Source organism: Ruegeria sp. H9, from assembly GCF_056532915.1.
This window is the reverse complement of sequence record NZ_JBQFNX010000001.1, coordinates 1,626,731-1,643,647: the sequence shown is the minus strand read 5'-3', so window position 1 is coordinate 1,643,647 and position 16,917 is coordinate 1,626,731. Positions and strand designations below refer to the sequence as shown.

16 protein-coding genes are annotated in these 16,917 nt (G+C 57.5%); 7 read left to right on the top strand and 9 right to left on the bottom strand.

Annotation, left to right across the window (positions count from 1 at the left end):
- Positions 1-12: 12 nt before the first annotated feature.
- From ACR0CZ_RS07905 to ACR0CZ_RS07885, 5 genes are read left to right on the top strand one after another with little or no spacing between them, the layout of a single operon-like run.
- The gene (locus ACR0CZ_RS07905; protein WP_170391916.1) at positions 13-225 is read left to right on the top strand and encodes a hypothetical protein; all 213 of its coding nucleotides are present in this window, start codon (positions 13-15) and stop codon (positions 223-225) included.
- Between the two features lie 31 nt (positions 226-256).
- The gene (locus ACR0CZ_RS07900) at positions 257-895 is read left to right on the top strand and encodes a glutathione S-transferase (RefSeq protein ID WP_170391918.1); all 639 of its coding nucleotides are present in this window, start codon (positions 257-259) and stop codon (positions 893-895) included.
- A gap of 12 nt (positions 896-907) precedes the next feature.
- Positions 908-2,119, top strand: coding sequence for an acetyl-CoA C-acetyltransferase (locus tag ACR0CZ_RS07895; RefSeq protein WP_170391920.1), 1,212 nt, complete (start codon positions 908-910; stop codon positions 2,117-2,119).
- The gene (locus ACR0CZ_RS07890; protein ID WP_170391922.1) at positions 2,119-2,607 is read left to right on the top strand and encodes a cupin domain-containing protein; all 489 of its coding nucleotides are present in this window, start codon (positions 2,119-2,121) and stop codon (positions 2,605-2,607) included. The genes ACR0CZ_RS07895 and ACR0CZ_RS07890 overlap by 1 nt, the downstream gene beginning before the upstream one ends.
- Entirely contained in the window at positions 2,600-4,801 is a 2,202-nt protein-coding gene (locus ACR0CZ_RS07885; protein WP_170391924.1) for a 3-hydroxyacyl-CoA dehydrogenase NAD-binding domain-containing protein, read from the top strand. Before ACR0CZ_RS07890 ends, ACR0CZ_RS07885 begins: the two co-directional genes overlap by 8 nt.
- Before the next feature lie 53 nt (positions 4,802-4,854).
- Here the strand turns inward: ACR0CZ_RS07885 and ACR0CZ_RS07880 are convergent, their stop codons facing one another.
- Positions 4,855-5,631 carry a Hint domain-containing protein gene (locus tag ACR0CZ_RS07880; protein WP_480503466.1) on the bottom strand — a complete coding sequence of 259 codons (777 nt, stop codon included), beginning with the start codon at positions 5,629-5,631 and terminating at the stop codon, positions 4,855-4,857.
- Positions 5,632-5,840: 209 nt separating this feature from the next.
- Positions 5,841-6,779 carry a DMT family transporter gene (locus tag ACR0CZ_RS07875; RefSeq protein WP_480537007.1) on the bottom strand — a complete coding sequence of 313 codons (939 nt, stop codon included), beginning with the start codon at positions 6,777-6,779 and terminating at the stop codon, positions 5,841-5,843.
- Positions 6,780-6,926: 147 nt separating this feature from the next.
- Between ACR0CZ_RS07875 and ACR0CZ_RS07870 the strand changes: the two genes are divergently transcribed.
- Positions 6,927-7,940 (top strand): hypothetical protein, encoded by a 1,014-nt coding sequence (locus ACR0CZ_RS07870; RefSeq protein ID WP_170420887.1) that lies wholly within the window; start codon positions 6,927-6,929, stop codon positions 7,938-7,940.
- A gap of 3 nt (positions 7,941-7,943) precedes the next feature.
- On the opposite strand, the gene upp is transcribed toward ACR0CZ_RS07870, so the two are convergent.
- From upp to ACR0CZ_RS07835, 7 genes are all read right to left on the bottom strand, one after another.
- A complete protein-coding gene (gene upp, locus ACR0CZ_RS07865) occupies positions 7,944-8,576 on the bottom strand; it encodes a uracil phosphoribosyltransferase (RefSeq protein WP_170391930.1) in 633 nt (210 codons plus the stop codon).
- A complete protein-coding gene (locus ACR0CZ_RS07860; protein ID WP_170391932.1) occupies positions 8,573-9,559 on the bottom strand; it encodes an adenosine deaminase in 987 nt (328 codons plus the stop codon). The genes upp and ACR0CZ_RS07860 overlap by 4 nt, the downstream gene beginning before the upstream one ends.
- A complete protein-coding gene (locus ACR0CZ_RS07855; protein WP_170391934.1) occupies positions 9,556-10,767 on the bottom strand; it encodes a phosphopentomutase in 1,212 nt (403 codons plus the stop codon). Before ACR0CZ_RS07855 ends, ACR0CZ_RS07860 begins: the two co-directional genes overlap by 4 nt.
- A complete protein-coding gene (locus ACR0CZ_RS07850; protein ID WP_170392910.1) occupies positions 10,764-12,071 on the bottom strand; it encodes a thymidine phosphorylase in 1,308 nt (435 codons plus the stop codon). The genes ACR0CZ_RS07855 and ACR0CZ_RS07850 overlap by 4 nt, the downstream gene beginning before the upstream one ends.
- Before the next feature lie 4 nt (positions 12,072-12,075).
- Positions 12,076-12,468, bottom strand: coding sequence for a cytidine deaminase (locus ACR0CZ_RS07845; protein ID WP_170391936.1), 393 nt, complete (start codon positions 12,466-12,468; stop codon positions 12,076-12,078).
- 104 nt (positions 12,469-12,572) lie between these two features.
- Positions 12,573-13,676, bottom strand: coding sequence for a cupin domain-containing protein (locus ACR0CZ_RS07840; RefSeq protein WP_170391938.1), 1,104 nt, complete (start codon positions 13,674-13,676; stop codon positions 12,573-12,575).
- Entirely contained in the window at positions 13,639-14,343 is a 705-nt protein-coding gene (locus ACR0CZ_RS07835) for a hypothetical protein (protein ID WP_170391940.1), read from the bottom strand. Before ACR0CZ_RS07835 ends, ACR0CZ_RS07840 begins: the two co-directional genes overlap by 38 nt.
- Before the next feature lie 196 nt (positions 14,344-14,539).
- On the opposite strand from ACR0CZ_RS07835, the gene ACR0CZ_RS07830 reads away from it, so the two are divergent.
- Complete coding sequence (locus ACR0CZ_RS07830; RefSeq protein WP_170391942.1) at positions 14,540-16,813, top strand: NADP-dependent malic enzyme; 2,274 nt, start codon at positions 14,540-14,542, stop codon at positions 16,811-16,813.
- The last annotated feature ends 104 nt before the right edge of the window (positions 16,814-16,917 follow it).

Here is a 16,917-nt window from a genome sequence, read left to right as displayed (position 1 = left end):
GGAGGAGACAAGATGCCAAAACGCTTTCGCCTGACCCGCCGCTTTCCCGTCGCCATGACCGAGGATGGCTATCGCAAACTCCGCGGATTCGCGCGAGAGGCGGGATTGGATGAAGGTGAGGCTTTGTCGTTCCTGTTCGAGAATTTCAATAGCGTGATTGATCACGAGAACCTGACGCACAGATTGCGCATCTTCAACTCCGAGCTGGACGCAAGAAAGCGCTGAACGCGCAATACGCCTTGGGAGGGGCGCCCAAATGACCATCAAACTGCATTGCTTCGGTGAAAGCGGAAACAGCTACAAAGCCGCTCTGGCGCTTGAGATGTCGGGTCTGGAGTGGGAAGCGGTCTTTGTCGACTTTTTCAACGGCGCAACGCGCACCCCTGAATTCCGGGCCGAAGTGAACGAAATGGGCGAAGCACCCGTACTGGTAGATGGCGATTTTCGCACCAGCCAGTCCGGAGCAATTCAGGCCTATGTCACCGAGAAATCCGGAAAATTCGGCGGCAAGGATCGTGACGAAAATTACGAGATTTTCAGATGGGTTCTTTGGGACAACCACAAGCTTAGCTCGATGGCCGGACTGACTCGTTTTCTGATCAACTTCCTGCCCGAAAAGCACCGCAATCCGGATGTTATCGCGTTCAACCAGGGTCGCCTCAAGGCTGCTTATCAGACACTGAACGCCCATCTTGAAGGCCGCGACTGGATCGTTGGTGGTGGCGTGACCAATGCTGATATCAGCTGCTGCGGCTACCTCTATTACCCCGAACCATTTGGCTTTGATCGCGCCGATTGGCCCAACATCGATGCCTGGCTGACGCGCCTTAGCGAACAGCCCGGTTGGAAACACCCCTACGACCTGATGCCCGGCAACCCGTCGGATCGAGCTTAAGGAGAAGACCCCATGACCGAAGCCTATATCTATGACGCCCTGCGCACCCCGCGCGGCAAGGGCCGCAAGGATGGCAGCCTGCACGAGGTAACCTCGGTGCGCCTGTCTGCCCTGACCCTGAACGCGATGAAAGAACGGAACAATCTGGAAGGCCACGCCGTTGAGGACGTGATCTGGGGCAACGTCACGCAGGTGATGGAGCAAGGCGGCTGTCTGGCGCGCTCGGCAGTTCTGGCTTCGGATCTAGATGAATCGATCCCCGGTCTGGCGATCAACCGTTTCTGCGCCTCGGGCATGGAAGCCGTGAACTTGGCTGCAAACCAGGTCAAAGGCGGCGCGGGTGAAGCCTATATCGCAGGCGGTGTCGAGATGATGGGCCGCGTGGCCATGGGTAGCGACGGTGCGGCGATTGCCGTTGACCCGTCTTTGGCGATGGAAACCTATTTTGTGCCGCAAGGTATCTCGGCCGACATCATCGCAACCGAATATGGGTTCAGCCGCGATGATGCCGATGCTCTGGCCGTTGAATCCCAAAAACGCGCAGCAGCGGCTTGGGAAGACAACCGGTTTGAAAAGTCGGTGATCGCCATCAAAGATCAGAACGGTCTGACCATTCTGGACCGCGACGAGTACATGCGTCCCGGCACCGACATGCAGTCGCTTGGCGCGCTGAACCCGTCTTTCGCAATGATGGGTGAGCAGATGCCGGGCTTCGACAAGGTGGCGATGATCAAATACCCGCATCTTGAGCGGATCAACCACATACACCACGCGGGCAACAGCTCGGGCATCGTGGACGGTGCGGCCGCTGTGCTGATCGGTAATAAGGAGTTCGGCGAGAAATACGGCCTGAAGCCGCGCGCGCGCATCAAAGCAACTGCCAAGATCGGCACCGATCCGACCATAATGCTGACCGGTCCGGTTCCGGTGACTGAGAAAATTCTGGCCGACAACGGAATGAAAATCGGCGATCTTGACCTTTTCGAAGTGAACGAAGCCTTCGCCTCGGTCGTGCTGCGCTTCCAGCAGGCGTTCGACGTCGATCCGGCGCTGGTGAACGTGAACGGCGGCTCGATCGCGATGGGTCACCCGCTGGGTGCAACCGGCGCGATGATTATCGGTACGCTGCTGGATGAGCTTGAGCGTCAGGACAAGGAAACCGGTCTGGCCACACTCTGCATCGCATCCGGTATGGGCGCGGCAACAATTATCGAGCGCGTCTGATGCCCAAACTGGATCTTTCTCAGATACCGTTCAAAGGCGGTTCATCTTATCCCGGCAAGTTAGCCGAGGCCACCGCGGGTCGTTTTGTCCAGCGCGTCGGAGATGCAGGCGGGCTGACCCAATACGGGGTCAACATCGTGCGTTTGGAGCCCTCGGGGCTATCCTCGCTGCGCCATTACCACATGGAGCAGGACGAGTTTGCCATCATGCTCAGCGGCAAATGCATTCTGATCGATGATGATGGCGAGCATGAGATGCTGCCCGGTGACTGCGCCGCTTGGCCTGCAGGTGAGGCCAATGGCCATCACCTTGTGAACAAAACCGACACGCCCGCAACCTTTCTGGTGGTGGGCACCCGGACCCCGACCGAGACCGGCTATTACAGCGATATAGACATGATGGTGAAAGATGATGAGAACGGATTCTCTTTCACTCGCAAGGATGGCAGCCCGCTGACGGCTGACCAGATTGGAGATGACAATGACTGATTTCACCCTCAGCAAAGACGCCGATGGCGTCGCCTTCATCACCTGGGACGTTCCCGGCAAATCCATGAACGTCCTGTCGCGCGAGGCCTTCACTCTGGTCGGTGATCTGATCGATCAGGCGCTGGCGGATGATGAGATCAAGGGCATCGTTATCACCAGTGGAAAAGAAGGGTCGTTTGCAGGCGGCATGGACTTGAGCACGCTCGCCACGATCCGACAGGAGGCCGGCGACGAACCCGCGCAGGCACTGTTCGATTTCGTCATGAGTGGCCATAACATCCTGCGTCGGCTGGAACTGGCAGGCATGGACCCCAAGTCCAAAAAAGGCGGCAAGCCGGTCGCCTGTGCCATCAACGGCACCTGCGCAGGGATCGGGACCGAGATCGCATTGGCCTGTCATCACCGTGTGATGACCAGCAATCCGAAATCCAAGATCGGCCTGCCTGAGATTCTGCTGGGTATCTTCCCCGGTGGAGGCGGCACCATGCGCTACAGCCGTATGGTCGGCGCAATGGCAGCGGCACCCGTCTTGCTTGAAGGCAAGATGATGGACCCGAAGAAGGCCAAAGGCGCACAACTGATCGACGCGGTGGCGGATGATCCGGTTGCGGCGGCCAAGGAATGGGTACTGAACGCCAAGGAAGCTGATCTGGTAAAGCCGTGGGATGCCAAGGGCTACAAGATGCCCGGCGGCGCACCCTACCACCCCGCAGGTTTCATGACCTTTGTCGGCGCAAGCGCCATGGTGAACGGCAAGACTCAAGGTGCCTTCCCAGCGGCCAAGGCTCTGTTGAGTTCAATCTACGAAGGCGCATTGGTTGACTTTGACACCGCCTTGAAGATTGAGGCGCGCTGGTTCACCAACGTGCTCATGAACCCGTCTTCGTCAGCGATGATCCGGTCGCTGTTTCTGAACAAGGAGGCGCTGGAGAAAGGCGCAGTGCGGCCCAAGGACGTGCCCGATCAGCGAGTCAAGAAGATCGGCGTTCTGGGTGCCGGCATGATGGGGGCTGGTATCGCGCTAGTCTCGGCACAGGCCGGGATGGAGGTCGTTCTGATCGACCGCGATCAGGCGGCTGCCGACAAGGGCAAAGCCTATAGCGAAAGCTACATGGATAAAGGGATCAAGCGCGGCAAAGCGACGGCTGAGAAGAAAGAAGCCCTGTTGGACCGCATTACCGCCACGCCCGATCTGGAGCACCTGAAAGGCTGCGACCTGATCATCGAAGCCGTGTTCGAAGACCCCGGCGTCAAGGCTGAAATGTCCAAGAAGGTCGAGGCGATCATCCCCAAGGATTGCATCTTTGCGTCGAACACCTCGACCCTACCGATCACAGATCTGGCCAGGGCCAGCGTACGGCCCGAGCAATTCATTGGCATCCACTTCTTCTCACCGGTCGAGAAGATGTTCTTGGTCGAGATCATCAAAGGCAAGGAGACCGGCGATCGTGCTGTCGCCAAGGCGCTGGACTATGTGCGCCAAATCCGCAAGACACCGATCGTGGTCAATGACGCGCGCTTCTTCTACGCCAACCGCTGCATTATTCCGTACATCAACGAAGGTCTGCGGATGATCACCGAAGGCGTCAGCCCTGTTCTGATCGACAATGCGGCGCGTCAGTTGGGCTTCCCCGTAGGACCCATTCAGCTGAACGACGAAACCTCGATTGACCTGGGGGCCAAGATCGCCCGCGCTACTAAGGCAGCTATGGGCAACGCTTACCCGGAAAATCCGGGCGATGATCTGATCTTTTGGATGGAAGAACAAGGTCGTCTGGGTCGCAAGGCCAATGCAGGATTCTTCGACTATGACGACAAGGGCAAACGCGTCGAGTATTGGAAGGGCCTGCAGGACAAATACCCACATGCCGCAAACCAGCCCGACCTGATCGAAGTGCAGGAACGTCTGATGTTCGCGCAGGTTCTGGAAGCCGTCCGTGCGCTGGAAGAAGGTGTTCTGGAAGATATCCGCGAGGGCGACGTGGGTGCGATACTTGGCTGGGGCTTTGCGCCGTGGTCCGGTGGCCCGCTCAGCTGGTTGGACATCATTGGTACGCCCTACGCCGCCGAACGCTGCGATCAACTTACCGAAGCCTATGGTGAGCGCTTTACCTGCCCGCCGCTGCTGCGCGAGATGGCGGAAAAAGGTCAGAGCTTCTATGGCCGCTTCAACCCCGAAGCACAGGCCGCCTGAACAAAGACAGCAGGCGCATGAGCCCATGCGCCTGCTTCATACTCAAACACCTACTATTGCAGCTGCCATTCAGGCCGCAGGAACAGCGCAGGCATATTGGGCCGCCCCGGTCGCCCGGGTCGACGTACGCCCAATGCCGGTCGGATCGGGAAAATTGGCTCTTGCGGAATGGGTGCAGGTAACGCAGCCAACGGGTTGGTTAAAGCCGAAAGGTTCCCTTTGCCGGTCACGGCCTCGATCAGAAGATCGGCGTGTTCAGCATCCGCGACTTCATAGGCCTCAGGGTTTCGACTTGACCCGGTATTCATGCGACCGGACGGGCAATAAGCCTGAAATCCGCCCTCGATAAAAACCAGCTCATCCTCGTCAAAGAATAATGACGTGACATCGAAGGACTGCGCAGGTGTGCTGGACTCAATACGCCCCACCCCGCTGAGCGTTCGAGCTGGAATGATCGAAACCCCCTCGATTCCAACACCAAGCTTGCCTTGATCCAACGCCATACCTTGTTCCGGCATCAGCCAAACAGGACGCCCATTGTATGCTGCTCGGGATGGCACAAGAACCGGCAAATGCTCGGGCCTGCGCTCGTCTCCCGCCACCACGATCCGGTCAACGCAAACGCGCCTCAATTCTTTGAACCCATGGTCCCGTGTCCGCACCAGATCGCCTGCAACCAGTCTTTCGACCCGTTTCCAGCCCCCTGTTGTGGACACTTTGGTTCCGTGCAGCAATCCCCCACGACGCGCTGATGCGGCCTGTCCCACAAAGGCCTGTCGGCCTTTCACTTCACGTTTCGAATACCCCGAAACACTCACTAACTCTAACACGTGCCGTCCCCCTGTTGGCACCTTCAAACAACTCAGAAGGTCTTAGAGTTGTGCCTCAATTTGACTTAGTTTTGCCACATTTGTGGCCAAATTAGATCAGTTTCGCCGCAATTTACTGGTTTTCAATAAACAAATCAGTATTCCGAACGGGCTTTGATCTGCATCTCGAAACGATACTATGACGGATACAAGCCGATTCTATTCCGTTCTTACTGCGCCGCCTGCTGTAGCGAGGATATCCGCCGCTCCCGCCACCCAAGCAGCACTCCGGCAGAGGCGATCATGCCAATGCCGATGATTTGCATCTGCCCGACGGACTGCCCAAACGCCACCCAGGCAAAGAGCGGGCCAAATATCATGACCGAGTATTCAAAGACTGCGACATATGATGGCTCACCCAGTTGATAGGCTTTGATCAGCATGAAAACGGCAATTGTTGAGCCCACGGCCTGAACCACAACCCAAGGCAACGCGTCTTGCATCGGCCAAACCCAACCGCGCATCGCGAAGCCATCCGGCCCGACTGGCACGCCAACCGGAAACAGGGCAAGCCAGATCAGTCCGATCGCCCCTGCAAGCCCCAGTGTGACAACCATCGCCGCCAGCAGCGCAACAGTGCTTTCGTCGGAACAGAGGGTGCGCGTTACAACAGCGCTGAGTGCGTAAAAAAAGCCACCAGCGACTGGCAGTAGCGTCTTTACGTCAAATGATGTCGGGTCCGGCTGCAATACGCACAGAATTCCCGAAAACCCCAATAAAACAGCCACGATCCGCCAGGGACCTATGCGCTGCTTCAACAAAAGGGCCGAAATCAACAGCACGAATATCGGCGATGTGAATAACCCGGCAAGCGCCTGAGCGATGGGCATCAATGCCAGCGCACTGAAATAGAAAAGCATTGCCAGCGTGATCAACACGCTGCGCACCGCGACGACACCAATCCGCCGGGGCCTCAAGGTGCCCATACCCAATATCGACAACACCGCGATCAGCGGCAGCATCAGTAAGGCGCGACTTAGGTGAAACTGCCATAGCCCCACGCTCTCGGCGACGCGGATCACGAAATTGTCGATCACGCCGATAATGGACATGGCCGCAACCATCAGCAACGACGCCATGATTGAATGGGTTTGTTGTTGTGACTGCATCCGCGCCTCTGCCCTTAATCAGCCCGTTCTGGCCGAAACTTACCCGGCACACTCAGCACATTTCACAAACACTGCGCAACAGGTTTGCGCCGCTGGTTTTCGCCATGCTAAGCTTGGCGCAAAATAATATTCGAGCAGCATTACCCGATGACCGCACTCAAACAGTACCAGCGGATCGAAGCCACCGGTCTGTGGCGTCCCTCGCCCGATGAACAACGGCGCGAAGTAGTGGTATCAATTGGTGAAGCCACTCTGACGATTTCTGACTTCAATGACAGCGCGCTGACCCATTGGTCGCTGGCGGCGCTAGAGCGACAAAACCCCGGAACCTACCCTGCAATATTCAATCCCGACGGCGATCCCGGCGAAACACTGGAGCTTGCAGAATCTGAAACCACAATGATCGAAGCAATTGACCGGCTGCAGCGCGCCATCGACCGTGCCAGACCACATCCCGGACGGCTGCGTTGGCTCAGCGTTGCAGGGGTTGTTCTGGCGGTCTTGGCAGTGCTTTTGTTCTGGCTACCCAGCGCACTGCAGCGCCATGTTGTTTCGGTAGTGCCAGAGGTCAAGCAACAAGAAATCGGCGATGCAATCCTGCAGCGGATCGAAAGGGTGTCAGGCAAGGCTTGCTCTTCGCCTGATGCGCAAGCGTCGCTGGATCAGCTGGCGCGCCGCACCGGTGTCCGCCAAATCGTGATCCTACCAGCAGGTCTGCCTGACAGCCTGAGCCTGCCGGGTGGAACCGTACTGCTAAACCGGGCACTGGTCGAAGATCACGAAGACCCAGCCGTTGCCGCCGGATACATCATAGCCGCGCGCGCGCGGGCAACTCAGCAGGAACCGCTGGACGATCTGTTGGACCGTACCGGCCCGAGTGCCGCATTTCGGTTGCTGACTACCGGCGAATTGACGCCCGAGATCGTGGACACCTACACCGAGCAGGTTCTATCCGGTCCACAGCCGCAGCTAAGCGATGACGTGCTGCTCGCGGTTTTTGCACAGACCGCCCTGCCCTCGACCCCATACGCCTATGCGCTTGATATCACAGGCGAGTCCGTTCTTGGATTGATAGAAGCCGATCCGATGGCGGGTCGTACTTTGGAACAGGTACTGCCCGACCGCGATTGGGTCCGGCTACAGAATATCTGTGGGCAATAGCACCTATTTGGTCCCGAACATCCGGTCGCCAGCGTCACCTAGTCCAGGCATAATGTAACCCTTTGAGTTCAGCTCACGATCCAGCGCGGCCGTGACGATTTTGACATCCGGGTGCGCCTCTTTCATGCGCGCGACGCCCTCGGGGGCAGCCAGCAGGCACAGAAAGCGGATATCTTTCGCCCCCTGCTCTTTCAGCAAATCAATGGCCGCAGCCGAGCTGTTGCCGGTTGCCAGCATCGGATCAACAGCAATGACCAAACGATCCGTCAAACCCTCGGGAGCTTTGAAATAGTATTGGACCGGCTTCAGCGTCTCTTCATCCCGATAAAGCCCCACGAACCCCACTCGGGCAGAGGGGATCAGCTCCAGCACGCCGTCCAACATCCCGTTTCCAGCCCGCAGGATCGATACCAGCGCCAATTTCTTGCCCGCCAGAATGGGAGCGTCCATTTCTTCCATCGGGGTTTCGATATGGCGGGTGGTCAGCGGCATCTCGCGGGTGACCTCATAAGCCAGCAAAAGCGTGATCTCGCGCAGCAACTGCCGGAACACAGCGGTTGAGGTGCCTTTGTCCCGCATGAGCGTCAATTTGTGCTGCACCAATGGGTGGTCGACGACGGTCAGGTGATCGCTCATGATGTCTCCAGTCTTTTCTTGACCCGCGCGCGGGTCTCTTCATCGCAAAAGGCCGCGTTCAGGGCTGTTTCATTCAGGGCAGCAAAATCTTCGGCTTGCCAGCCGAACGCTGCATTAAGCATCTCATATTCGCGCCGCATCGTGGTATGAAAAAACGGCGGATCGTCAGTGGATACCGTGACGTTGACGCCTGCATCACGCAATTTAGCGATGGGATGTGCGGCAAAATCAGGAAACAGGCCCAGTACCACGTTTGAACCCGGGCAGACCTCAAGCGTTATGCCCCGGTCAACTAACTCGTACACAAGATCCGGGTCTTCGATGGCGCGAACGCCATGGCCTATGCGCTCGACCCCCAAATCACGGACAGCATCCCGAACACTCTCTGGACCGCCAAATTCACCGGCATGGGTCGTCAATCGCAACCCAGCCTCGCGCGCGCAGTCAAAGGCCCATTTGAAATCGCCCTGTGTTCCGACGGATTCGTTGCCGCCCATACCAAATCCGGTAATCCAGTCACCTGCGGTTTCAGCCGCACAATGGGCGCTGGCCTTGGCTTGCTCGGGTCCAAAATGGCGCACGCAAGTGATGACACCACGCAGGGTGATCCCGAATTTGCGCTCGGCCTCGTCTGCGGCGTCCTGAATCGCAGTCAGGTAATCCTTCCATGCATGCAAATCGCCACCGCCGCAGAAATCCGGGCTAAGGAATGTTTCGGAATACACCACACCATTCGCGGCGCTCTCTTCCAGAATGGCCAGTGTCAGGCGGCGGAAATCTTCGGCCGTTTTCAGCACCTCGCACGCAGCCTCATAAACGCTAAGGAAATGGGCAAAGTCGCGGAAATCATAAGAGCCGTCGGGTTTGAATATCCCGCTCAGGTCCACTCGTTTCTCATGGGCCAGTTGGCGTATGAAGCTAGGCGGAGCGGCGCCTTCATGGTGCAAATGTAATTCGATCTTAGGCAGGTCAGCGACTGTCATAGAAAAGTCCTTCCCGGCCCTTGCGCCGGTATGTTCAGGTGGTGCGCGATACTGGCGGCGATATCGGCAAAGTTCACGGGACCGATCTCGCCCGTGCCCTGCCCTGCGATCAGCACGGGCACTTGTTCACGCGTGTGGTCAGTGCCACTCCAACTGGGGTCGTTGCCGTGGTCTGCGGTCAATAGCATCAGATCACCGGGGCGCAGTTTTTGTAGGATCGCGCCAATTTCACGATCGAACCATTCCAGCGCGCGGGCATAGCCGCTGATATCACGCCGATGGCCGTACAGACTGTCGAACTCGACAAAGTTTGCAAAGGTCAGGCTGCCCTCTTCCGCCTCATCAACGAGGTCCGACAGGTGACGCATCAACTCTGCGTCCGAACCCTTTCGCAGCGTGTCGATCCCCTGCATTGAAAATATATCGCCAATCTTGCCCACCGCATGCACACGGCGACCGGCATCCTGTGCCCAATTCGTAAGAACGGGTTCAGGTGGAACGATGGCAAAATCCTTGCGGTTGGTTGTCCGGGTGAACCCCTTTTCGGGCGTTCCGACAAACGGCCGGGCGATAACGCGGCCCACTTTCATTTCGTGCAATCGAGGCGCCAGTGAGCGGCACATATCCAGCAGTCGGTCGAGCCCAAAGCTGTCTTCATGCGCGGCAATCTGGAATACGCTATCGGCAGACGTGTAGCAGATCGGCCAGCCGGTACGTATATGCTCGGCCCCCAGTTCTGAGATGATCGTCGTCCCCGAGGCATGGCAGTCGCCTAATATTCCGTCGGTCCCCGCTACCTCGGCGGCAGCCTTGCTTAGCGTTTCGGGAAACGCTGGCTGGCGATCCGGGAAATAACGCCAGTCCCAGGGCACAGGTAGACCCGCCAGTTCCCAATGCCCTGAGGGCGTATCCTTTCCCGGAGAATATTCACGTGCGCAACCCCACAAGCCCGTCGGCGCGGCCTCAAGGCCCGGCGTCGGTGCGCCCGAGGCCAGACGGGTCGCCGCCCCCAGCCCCATGGCATCCAGGTTGGGCAGTTGCAACGGTCCGCTCCGCCCTTCTTCCGCACGCCCCTCGGCACAAGCTTGTGCTATGTGGGCCACTGTATTCGCGCCTGTATCGGGTTTGGTGCCGTTGTAAAACTGATCGGCATCCGGCGCGCCGCCGATACCAACCGAGTCCATTACCACAAGGAAAGCGCGGCTCATGCGCTGATCCTTTCATGGATTTGAGGCGGCTGTGCTACCGGTTCGTCACTCAGCGTGATGGCATCTAGCACTACCGCGGCAGCCCGTTGCGCTGCATCTTCTCGCCCCGCATGAACAACCGCCAACGGAGCGCCTTTGGTCACCTTATCTCCGACCCTCAGAAGGCCCGACAGGCCAACCGCCGGATCAATCTCATCGCTCTCGATCTGGCGCCCACCGCCTAGGGCCACGACTGCGAGGCCCAGCGCCTCGCCATCAATGGACGAGACATATCCGCCATGCGGAGCGTGAACTTCCCGGATCACATTGGCCTCCGGCAAAAACCGATCCCATGTGTCAACGAAATGCACCGGTCCACCCACGGCAGCCATCATGCGTCCGAACCGTTCGGCTGCACGACCATCGCGGATCACTTGGGCTATACTGGCGTTTCCTTCCTCTGCCGTAGCGCACATACCGGCATCCGCCATGAGAACGCCCCCCAACTCGGCCGAGATTTCGGCCAAAGGCGATCCCTGCCCGCTGGTCAAAGCTTTCATCACCTCGGCCACTTCCAGCGCATTGCCAAGTGCGGAAGCGAGGGGCTGACTCATGTCGGTGATCACTGCGGATGTACGGCAACCAGCGGCATTAGCCGTTTCGGTCAAGGCCTGTGCCAAATTGCGTGCCTCATCCAGCGTCTTCATGAACGCGCCGCTGCCCACCTTAACGTCCAGAACCAACGCATCCGGGCTCGCCGCCAGCTTCTTGGACAGTATTGATGCCGTAATCAGGTCAAGGCTCTCCACCGTCGCCGTCACATCGCGCACCGCATACAGCCGCTTGTCCGCAGGGGCGATCTGGCCCGTTGCCCCCACGATGGCTGCCCCTGTGTCTTTCAGCACCTGCGTCAGTCGCGCCTGACCGATCTGAGTGGTCACTCCCGGTATGGCCTCGAGCTTGTCCAGAGTGCCCCCGGTATGGCCCAGACCACGCCCCGAGATCATCGGCACATACGCCCCGCATTCCGCCAAAGCCGGGGCAAGCAGCAGGCTGACGCAATCGCCGACCCCACCGGTCGAATGCTTATCGACCACCGGCCCGTCCAAATCCCACGTCAGCACCTCGCCGCTGTCGCGCATGGCAACAGTCAGATCAGCCCGCCCATTGGCCCCCAGACCGCCCATACAGACAGCCATCGCAAAGGCCCCGGCCTGCGCGTCACTGACGCCACCATCGGCCAGGCCTTGCGCGAACCACATTAGTTCGTCACCAGTTGGCACCTCCTGACGGCGAAGTTTGGCGATGATCGAGCGCGCATCCATGAAGTCAGACATCCTCCATATGCGACGCGTCGAACGCACCGGGCAATAGATCGGCAATCGTGGTTTTGGTTTCCAGACCATCAACCGTTGCCATTGTAACGACCACATCCCCGTTGCCGAATTCGGCCAGTTTCTGACGGCATCCACCACATGGGGGCACCGGCTGCGGGCTGCTGGCGACCACGTAGACCTCGGTCAGTTCTTTTTCACCAGCGGCGACCATTGCCGCGATTGCCCCGGCCTCGGCGCACGTACCTTCGGGGTAAGCAATATTTTCGACATTGCAGCCAAAATAGATCACACCTGAACTGGACCGGATCGCCGCCCCGACCTTGAAATTCGAATAAGGCGCGTGGGCATTTTCCCGAACGGCCAAAGCTGCATCTTTCAAAGACATGGCGAATCCCAATTTTTGATCATCTGGTCAGAATATCATACCCTACTGGAAAGCGACGGGGGAATTGAAGCCCCCTTGACGCCATTATCCACTTCTTCTTGGACCTAACCCAACGTCGTATTGAAGGTCCCCGGTAAAGTCACCTCAAGCAGTTCCACGTCCTGCGAGGGGTCTGACAGCCGTGTTCGCATTCCCGGCGGGATGACGAAGGCATCGCCTTGTTCCAACCGATAGGGCTCGCGCCCTTTACCCTCAAGAGTCACCTCGCCGGTCATCACGAAGGTAAAGTGTATGTCGGTGTCGTGGCTGGCCCATTGAGGGTTACCCTCGCCCCGGCGCACGACCTGAACGCCCGCCACGCCTTTGGTATTCTCGGCAATCGTCGTGTCACGGCAGATGTAACCGGGCAAGCGGAATGGCACCCAGTCGGCATCATTGGCTTGATTGTAAACGAACCGCTGCCCATCCCATTCCCGATCCGGACGGAAATGCGGGGTGGGCAGTTCCATCTCATGATCAATCTCCGTGACATGCTCGGCTGGGACACCAATCTCGATCACCTGAACGTTGTCTGACGCTTCCAGCACGCGGTGGCGGATTTCAGGCGGCTGAATAAAGCAATCGCCTGCCGTCAGGCGCATCTTGTCGCCCTGATCTTCGTAGACCACATCGACCCAGCCGTGGATGCAGAAGATCAGCTGAAATCCGACTTTGTGGAAATGCACCATATCGGGCACAGGACCGCCATCTGGGATACGTATATGGCTGGCGATAATCGATCCGCCCAGCCGGTCCGGCACGAGATCGCGATAATGCATCCCTGCCCGTCCAATGATCCACGGCGCCTGATCCTTGAGCCTACGGACTACAAATGAGTGCACCGTGTTCGGCATGACAAGCGGCGGGTTCAACTCGTCAATCTCGATCCGGGTGCCGTTCGGCGCGACAAGGCTGCGCTGCCCCTCGGCAAAACCATCTGGATCGTTTGTCAGAATGCGCAACGTTCCCGCCGCTTCAGCTGCATCTTTCTCGATCCGCAAGCGCAGACCGTGACCAGAGAACACGGCAACCCGAGGGTCATCTGCCGGATAGATCATATCCATCCGCATCCCCAGTACCTTGGTATAAAACGGGATATCGTTGCGCAGTTCCTGCGTCGGCAGTCGGATTTCAGCGCGCGTGAGGGAGTCGCTGGTATTGCTGGTCATTCTGTTTCTCTTCGGATTTTGGTTTTGGCCATCCGATCAGAACAGCAGCCAAAATGCCAATCGAAAAGTACATCTCCAGCGTTTCTTCCATCACGAACAAACGTGTAGCCATCGCAACCGAAAGGTATTCGTCGAACAATCCGCTGATTTCCTCAAGAAGCTGAGCCAGCACCGCAACACTTCCAGCCAGGAAAAAAATCATCAAAAAAGGCGCGCGGATCTTCAGTGCCTTAATTCCGTTCGGTATCCCATGCCAGAGCAAACCACCAATGACGATCGCAGCCAAAACGATCCTTACTGCAGTCACATCAAGCAATAAGTCAATCCAGTTTAGCACCACGAAAGGCGCGCTGCCTTCTGTGTACACCTCCGCCTCCAATTCGCGCTCGGCCAACAGCAGGCAGACCACCGCGATGTAAAGCCGCGAGATGACTCGGAAGCGTACCAACGCGACCAAACCGGCAGCCAGTAACGCAGAGGCCGATATCGTCTCAATCAACCCACCTTCCTGGATGAAAGCCGCAGCCGCTTCGGGCCAAATCATAACCACAAAAAGAAATGAAACCGCCAAAACAAGCACAACAAAGAAGACATTCCGATTGGCACCAATCCTGATTGAAGGGTTGGCAAATTGTGCACTAGCACAAGCTTTGTCTTCATGACGCATGATAAGGTCCGCCGCTTCTGGTGTCCGTCAGGTTCCCCGGAATTGGCTGTACATAAAAACGATGCAGCAACTCTCAACCAACGTTTCGTTAACGTATCCGTGAGGCCTGTCTCTGACTGCGGTTCGAGGCGACATAGCCAAGCGCTGAGAAATAGTTTAACCATCAAACGAATATTGGAACGGAGTTGTATTACCGATGTCTGACACACCGAACCTGAGACAGGCCGCGCTTGACTATCATGCGTATCCAAAGCCCGGAAAGCTTGAGATCAAGGCAACCAAACCAATGGCAAATGGTCGGGACCTTGCGCGGGCATATTCGCCAGGCGTCGCCGAAGCCAGTCTTGAGATAAAGGACAACGCCGCCAATGCTGAGAAATACACGGCCCGCGGCAATCTTGTTGCGGTTGTGTCAAACGGCACCGCAGTTCTAGGCCTTGGGAATATAGGCGCATTGGCCTCGAAACCGGTGATGGAAGGCAAGGCCGTCTTGTTCAAAAAGTTCGCAGGCATCGATTGCTTTGATATCGAGGTGGATCAGCCTGACCCAGAAAAGCTGGCAGATATCGTCTGCGCCCTGGAACCTACCTTTGGCGCGATCAACCTTGAAGATATCAAGGCACCGGATTGTTTTATTGTCGAAAAACTGTGCCGGGAACGGATGAACATCCCGGTGTTTCATGACGATCAGCACGGCACGGCAATCGTTGTTGGTGCCGCAGCTAAGAACGCCCTGTATGTGGCAGGAAAGAGCTTCGAGGATATCAAAGTAGTTTCGACCGGCGGCGGTGCTGCCGGGATCGCCTGCCTCAGCATGTTGGTGAAGCTCGGCGTCAAACGCGAGAATATCTGGCTCTGCGACATTCACGGGTTGGTCTATGAAGGTCGCGCCGAGGATATGAACCCGCACAAGGATCAGTTTGCGCAGAAAACCGATCTGCGCACTCTGGATGATGTGATCGGAGGTGCCGATCTGTTTCTGGGGCTGAGCGGACCAAATGTGCTCAAGCCTGAGATGGTCGAGAAGATGGCCAAAACCCCGATCATCTTTGCGCTGGCCAACCCCACTCCGGAAATCCTGCCACAGGCGGCGCGCGAAGTTGCCCCTGACGCGATCATTGCGACCGGTCGCAGCGACTTTCCGAACCAAGTGAACAACGTGTTGTGCTTCCCGTTTATCTTCCGAGGTGCCCTGGACGTAGGTGCGACTGAAATCAACGACGAGATGCAGATCGCCTGCGTCGACGGCATCGCCGACATGGCCCGCGCGACGACCAGCGCCGAAGCCGCGGCGGCCTATAAGGGTGAGCAGCTGACTTTTGGTCCAGATTACCTGATCCCAAAACCCTTTGACCCGCGCCTAGTGGGGGTCGTTTCGTCATCGGTTGCACAGGCTGCTATGAAGAGCGGGGTCGCAAAACGACCCATTGATGACCTCGAAGCCTATAAAGAGCGCCTGAACCAAACCGTGTTCAAATCTGCACTGTTGATGCGGCCAGTGTTCGAAGCCGCAGCCGTCGCATCGCGTAGAATTGTCTTCGCAGAAGGGGAGGACGAGCGTGTTTTAAGGGCTGCGCAAGCGATATTGGAAGAAACCACGGAAACCCCGATCCTGATCGGGCGACCGGACGTGATCAGCGCACGTTGCGAAAGGCTAGGCCTGACAGTACGACCGGGGCAGGATTTTCAAATCGTGAACCCTCAGGACGATCCCCGTTACTACGATTATTGGAATTCGTACCATCAAATAATGCAGCGTCGGGGGGTCACTCCGGATCTGGCCAAGGCCATCATGCGCACCAACAACACCGCCATTGCAGCAATCATGGTGCATCGCGGCGAGGCGGACAGCATGATCTGTGGCACTTTTGGTGAGTATCGCTGGCATCTTAACTATGTCGAACAGGTTCTGGATGATGGCGATTTGCGCCCGCATGGCGCGCTTTCGCTGATGATTCTGGAAGATGGCCCTCTGTTCATTGCAGACACGCATGTAAGACAATTGCCGACACCAGAAGAACTTGCCGAATCCACCATTGGAGCTGCTCGTCACGTGCGGCGGTTCGGGTTGGAACCCAAGATCGCATTTTGTTCGCAATCGCAATTCGGCAATCAGGCCGAGGGATCAGGCAAGCGGCTGCGGGCTGCGCTTGAGATTCTCGATTCCGAGCCACGCGACTTCAGCTATGAAGGCGAGATGAACCTTGATCTGGCTTTGGATCCTGAATTGCGTGCACGTATCTTCCCGAACTCGCGTTTGGAAGGCTCTGCAAATGTCCTGATCTTCGCCCATGCGGATGCGGCAAGCGGTGTGCGCAATATCCTGAAGATGAAAGCGGACGGGCTTGAGGTAGGTCCAATCCTCATGGGAATGGGAAACAAGGCGCATATCGTAACGCCCTCGATTACGGCCAGGGGACTGCTGAACATGGCGGCCATCGCAGGTACGCCAGTCGCGCACTACGGATAAGCCCAGCGCCTATATCATTACGTATACATGACCGGGCACCAGATTAGGTGCCCGGTTTGATTCTGTTAGCGCCAGAACATTTGCAGCAATAAATTTGCAGATTT

Excerpts from the sequence above, each read along its gene's own strand:
- ACR0CZ_RS07905 (WP_170391916.1), top strand. The coding sequence starts at position 13 with ATGCCAAAACGCTTTCGCCTGACCCGCCGCTTTCCCGTCGCCATGACC.
- ACR0CZ_RS07900 (WP_170391918.1), top strand. The coding sequence starts at position 257 with ATGACCATCAAACTGCATTGCTTCGGTGAAAGCGGAAACAGCTACAAA.
- ACR0CZ_RS07895 (WP_170391920.1), top strand. The coding sequence starts at position 908 with ATGACCGAAGCCTATATCTATGACGCCCTGCGCACCCCGCGCGGCAAG.
- ACR0CZ_RS07890 (WP_170391922.1), top strand. The coding sequence starts at position 2,119 with ATGCCCAAACTGGATCTTTCTCAGATACCGTTCAAAGGCGGTTCATCT.
- ACR0CZ_RS07885 (WP_170391924.1), top strand. The coding sequence starts at position 2,600 with ATGACTGATTTCACCCTCAGCAAAGACGCCGATGGCGTCGCCTTCATC.
- ACR0CZ_RS07875 (WP_480537007.1), bottom strand. The coding sequence starts at position 6,779 with ATGCAGTCACAACAACAAACCCATTCAATCATGGCGTCGTTGCTGATG.
- ACR0CZ_RS07870 (WP_170420887.1), top strand. The coding sequence starts at position 6,927 with ATGACCGCACTCAAACAGTACCAGCGGATCGAAGCCACCGGTCTGTGG.
- upp (WP_170391930.1), bottom strand. The coding sequence starts at position 8,576 with ATGAGCGATCACCTGACCGTCGTCGACCACCCATTGGTGCAGCACAAA.
- ACR0CZ_RS07860 (WP_170391932.1), bottom strand. The coding sequence starts at position 9,559 with ATGACAGTCGCTGACCTGCCTAAGATCGAATTACATTTGCACCATGAA.
- ACR0CZ_RS07855 (WP_170391934.1), bottom strand. The coding sequence starts at position 10,767 with ATGAGCCGCGCTTTCCTTGTGGTAATGGACTCGGTTGGTATCGGCGGC.
- ACR0CZ_RS07850 (WP_170392910.1), bottom strand. The coding sequence starts at position 12,071 with ATGGATGCGCGCTCGATCATCGCCAAACTTCGCCGTCAGGAGGTGCCA.
- ACR0CZ_RS07845 (WP_170391936.1), bottom strand. The coding sequence starts at position 12,468 with ATGTCTTTGAAAGATGCAGCTTTGGCCGTTCGGGAAAATGCCCACGCG.
- ACR0CZ_RS07840 (WP_170391938.1), bottom strand. The coding sequence starts at position 13,676 with ATGACCAGCAATACCAGCGACTCCCTCACGCGCGCTGAAATCCGACTG.
- ACR0CZ_RS07835 (WP_170391940.1), bottom strand. The coding sequence starts at position 14,343 with ATGCGTCATGAAGACAAAGCTTGTGCTAGTGCACAATTTGCCAACCCT.
- ACR0CZ_RS07830 (WP_170391942.1), top strand. The coding sequence starts at position 14,540 with ATGTCTGACACACCGAACCTGAGACAGGCCGCGCTTGACTATCATGCG.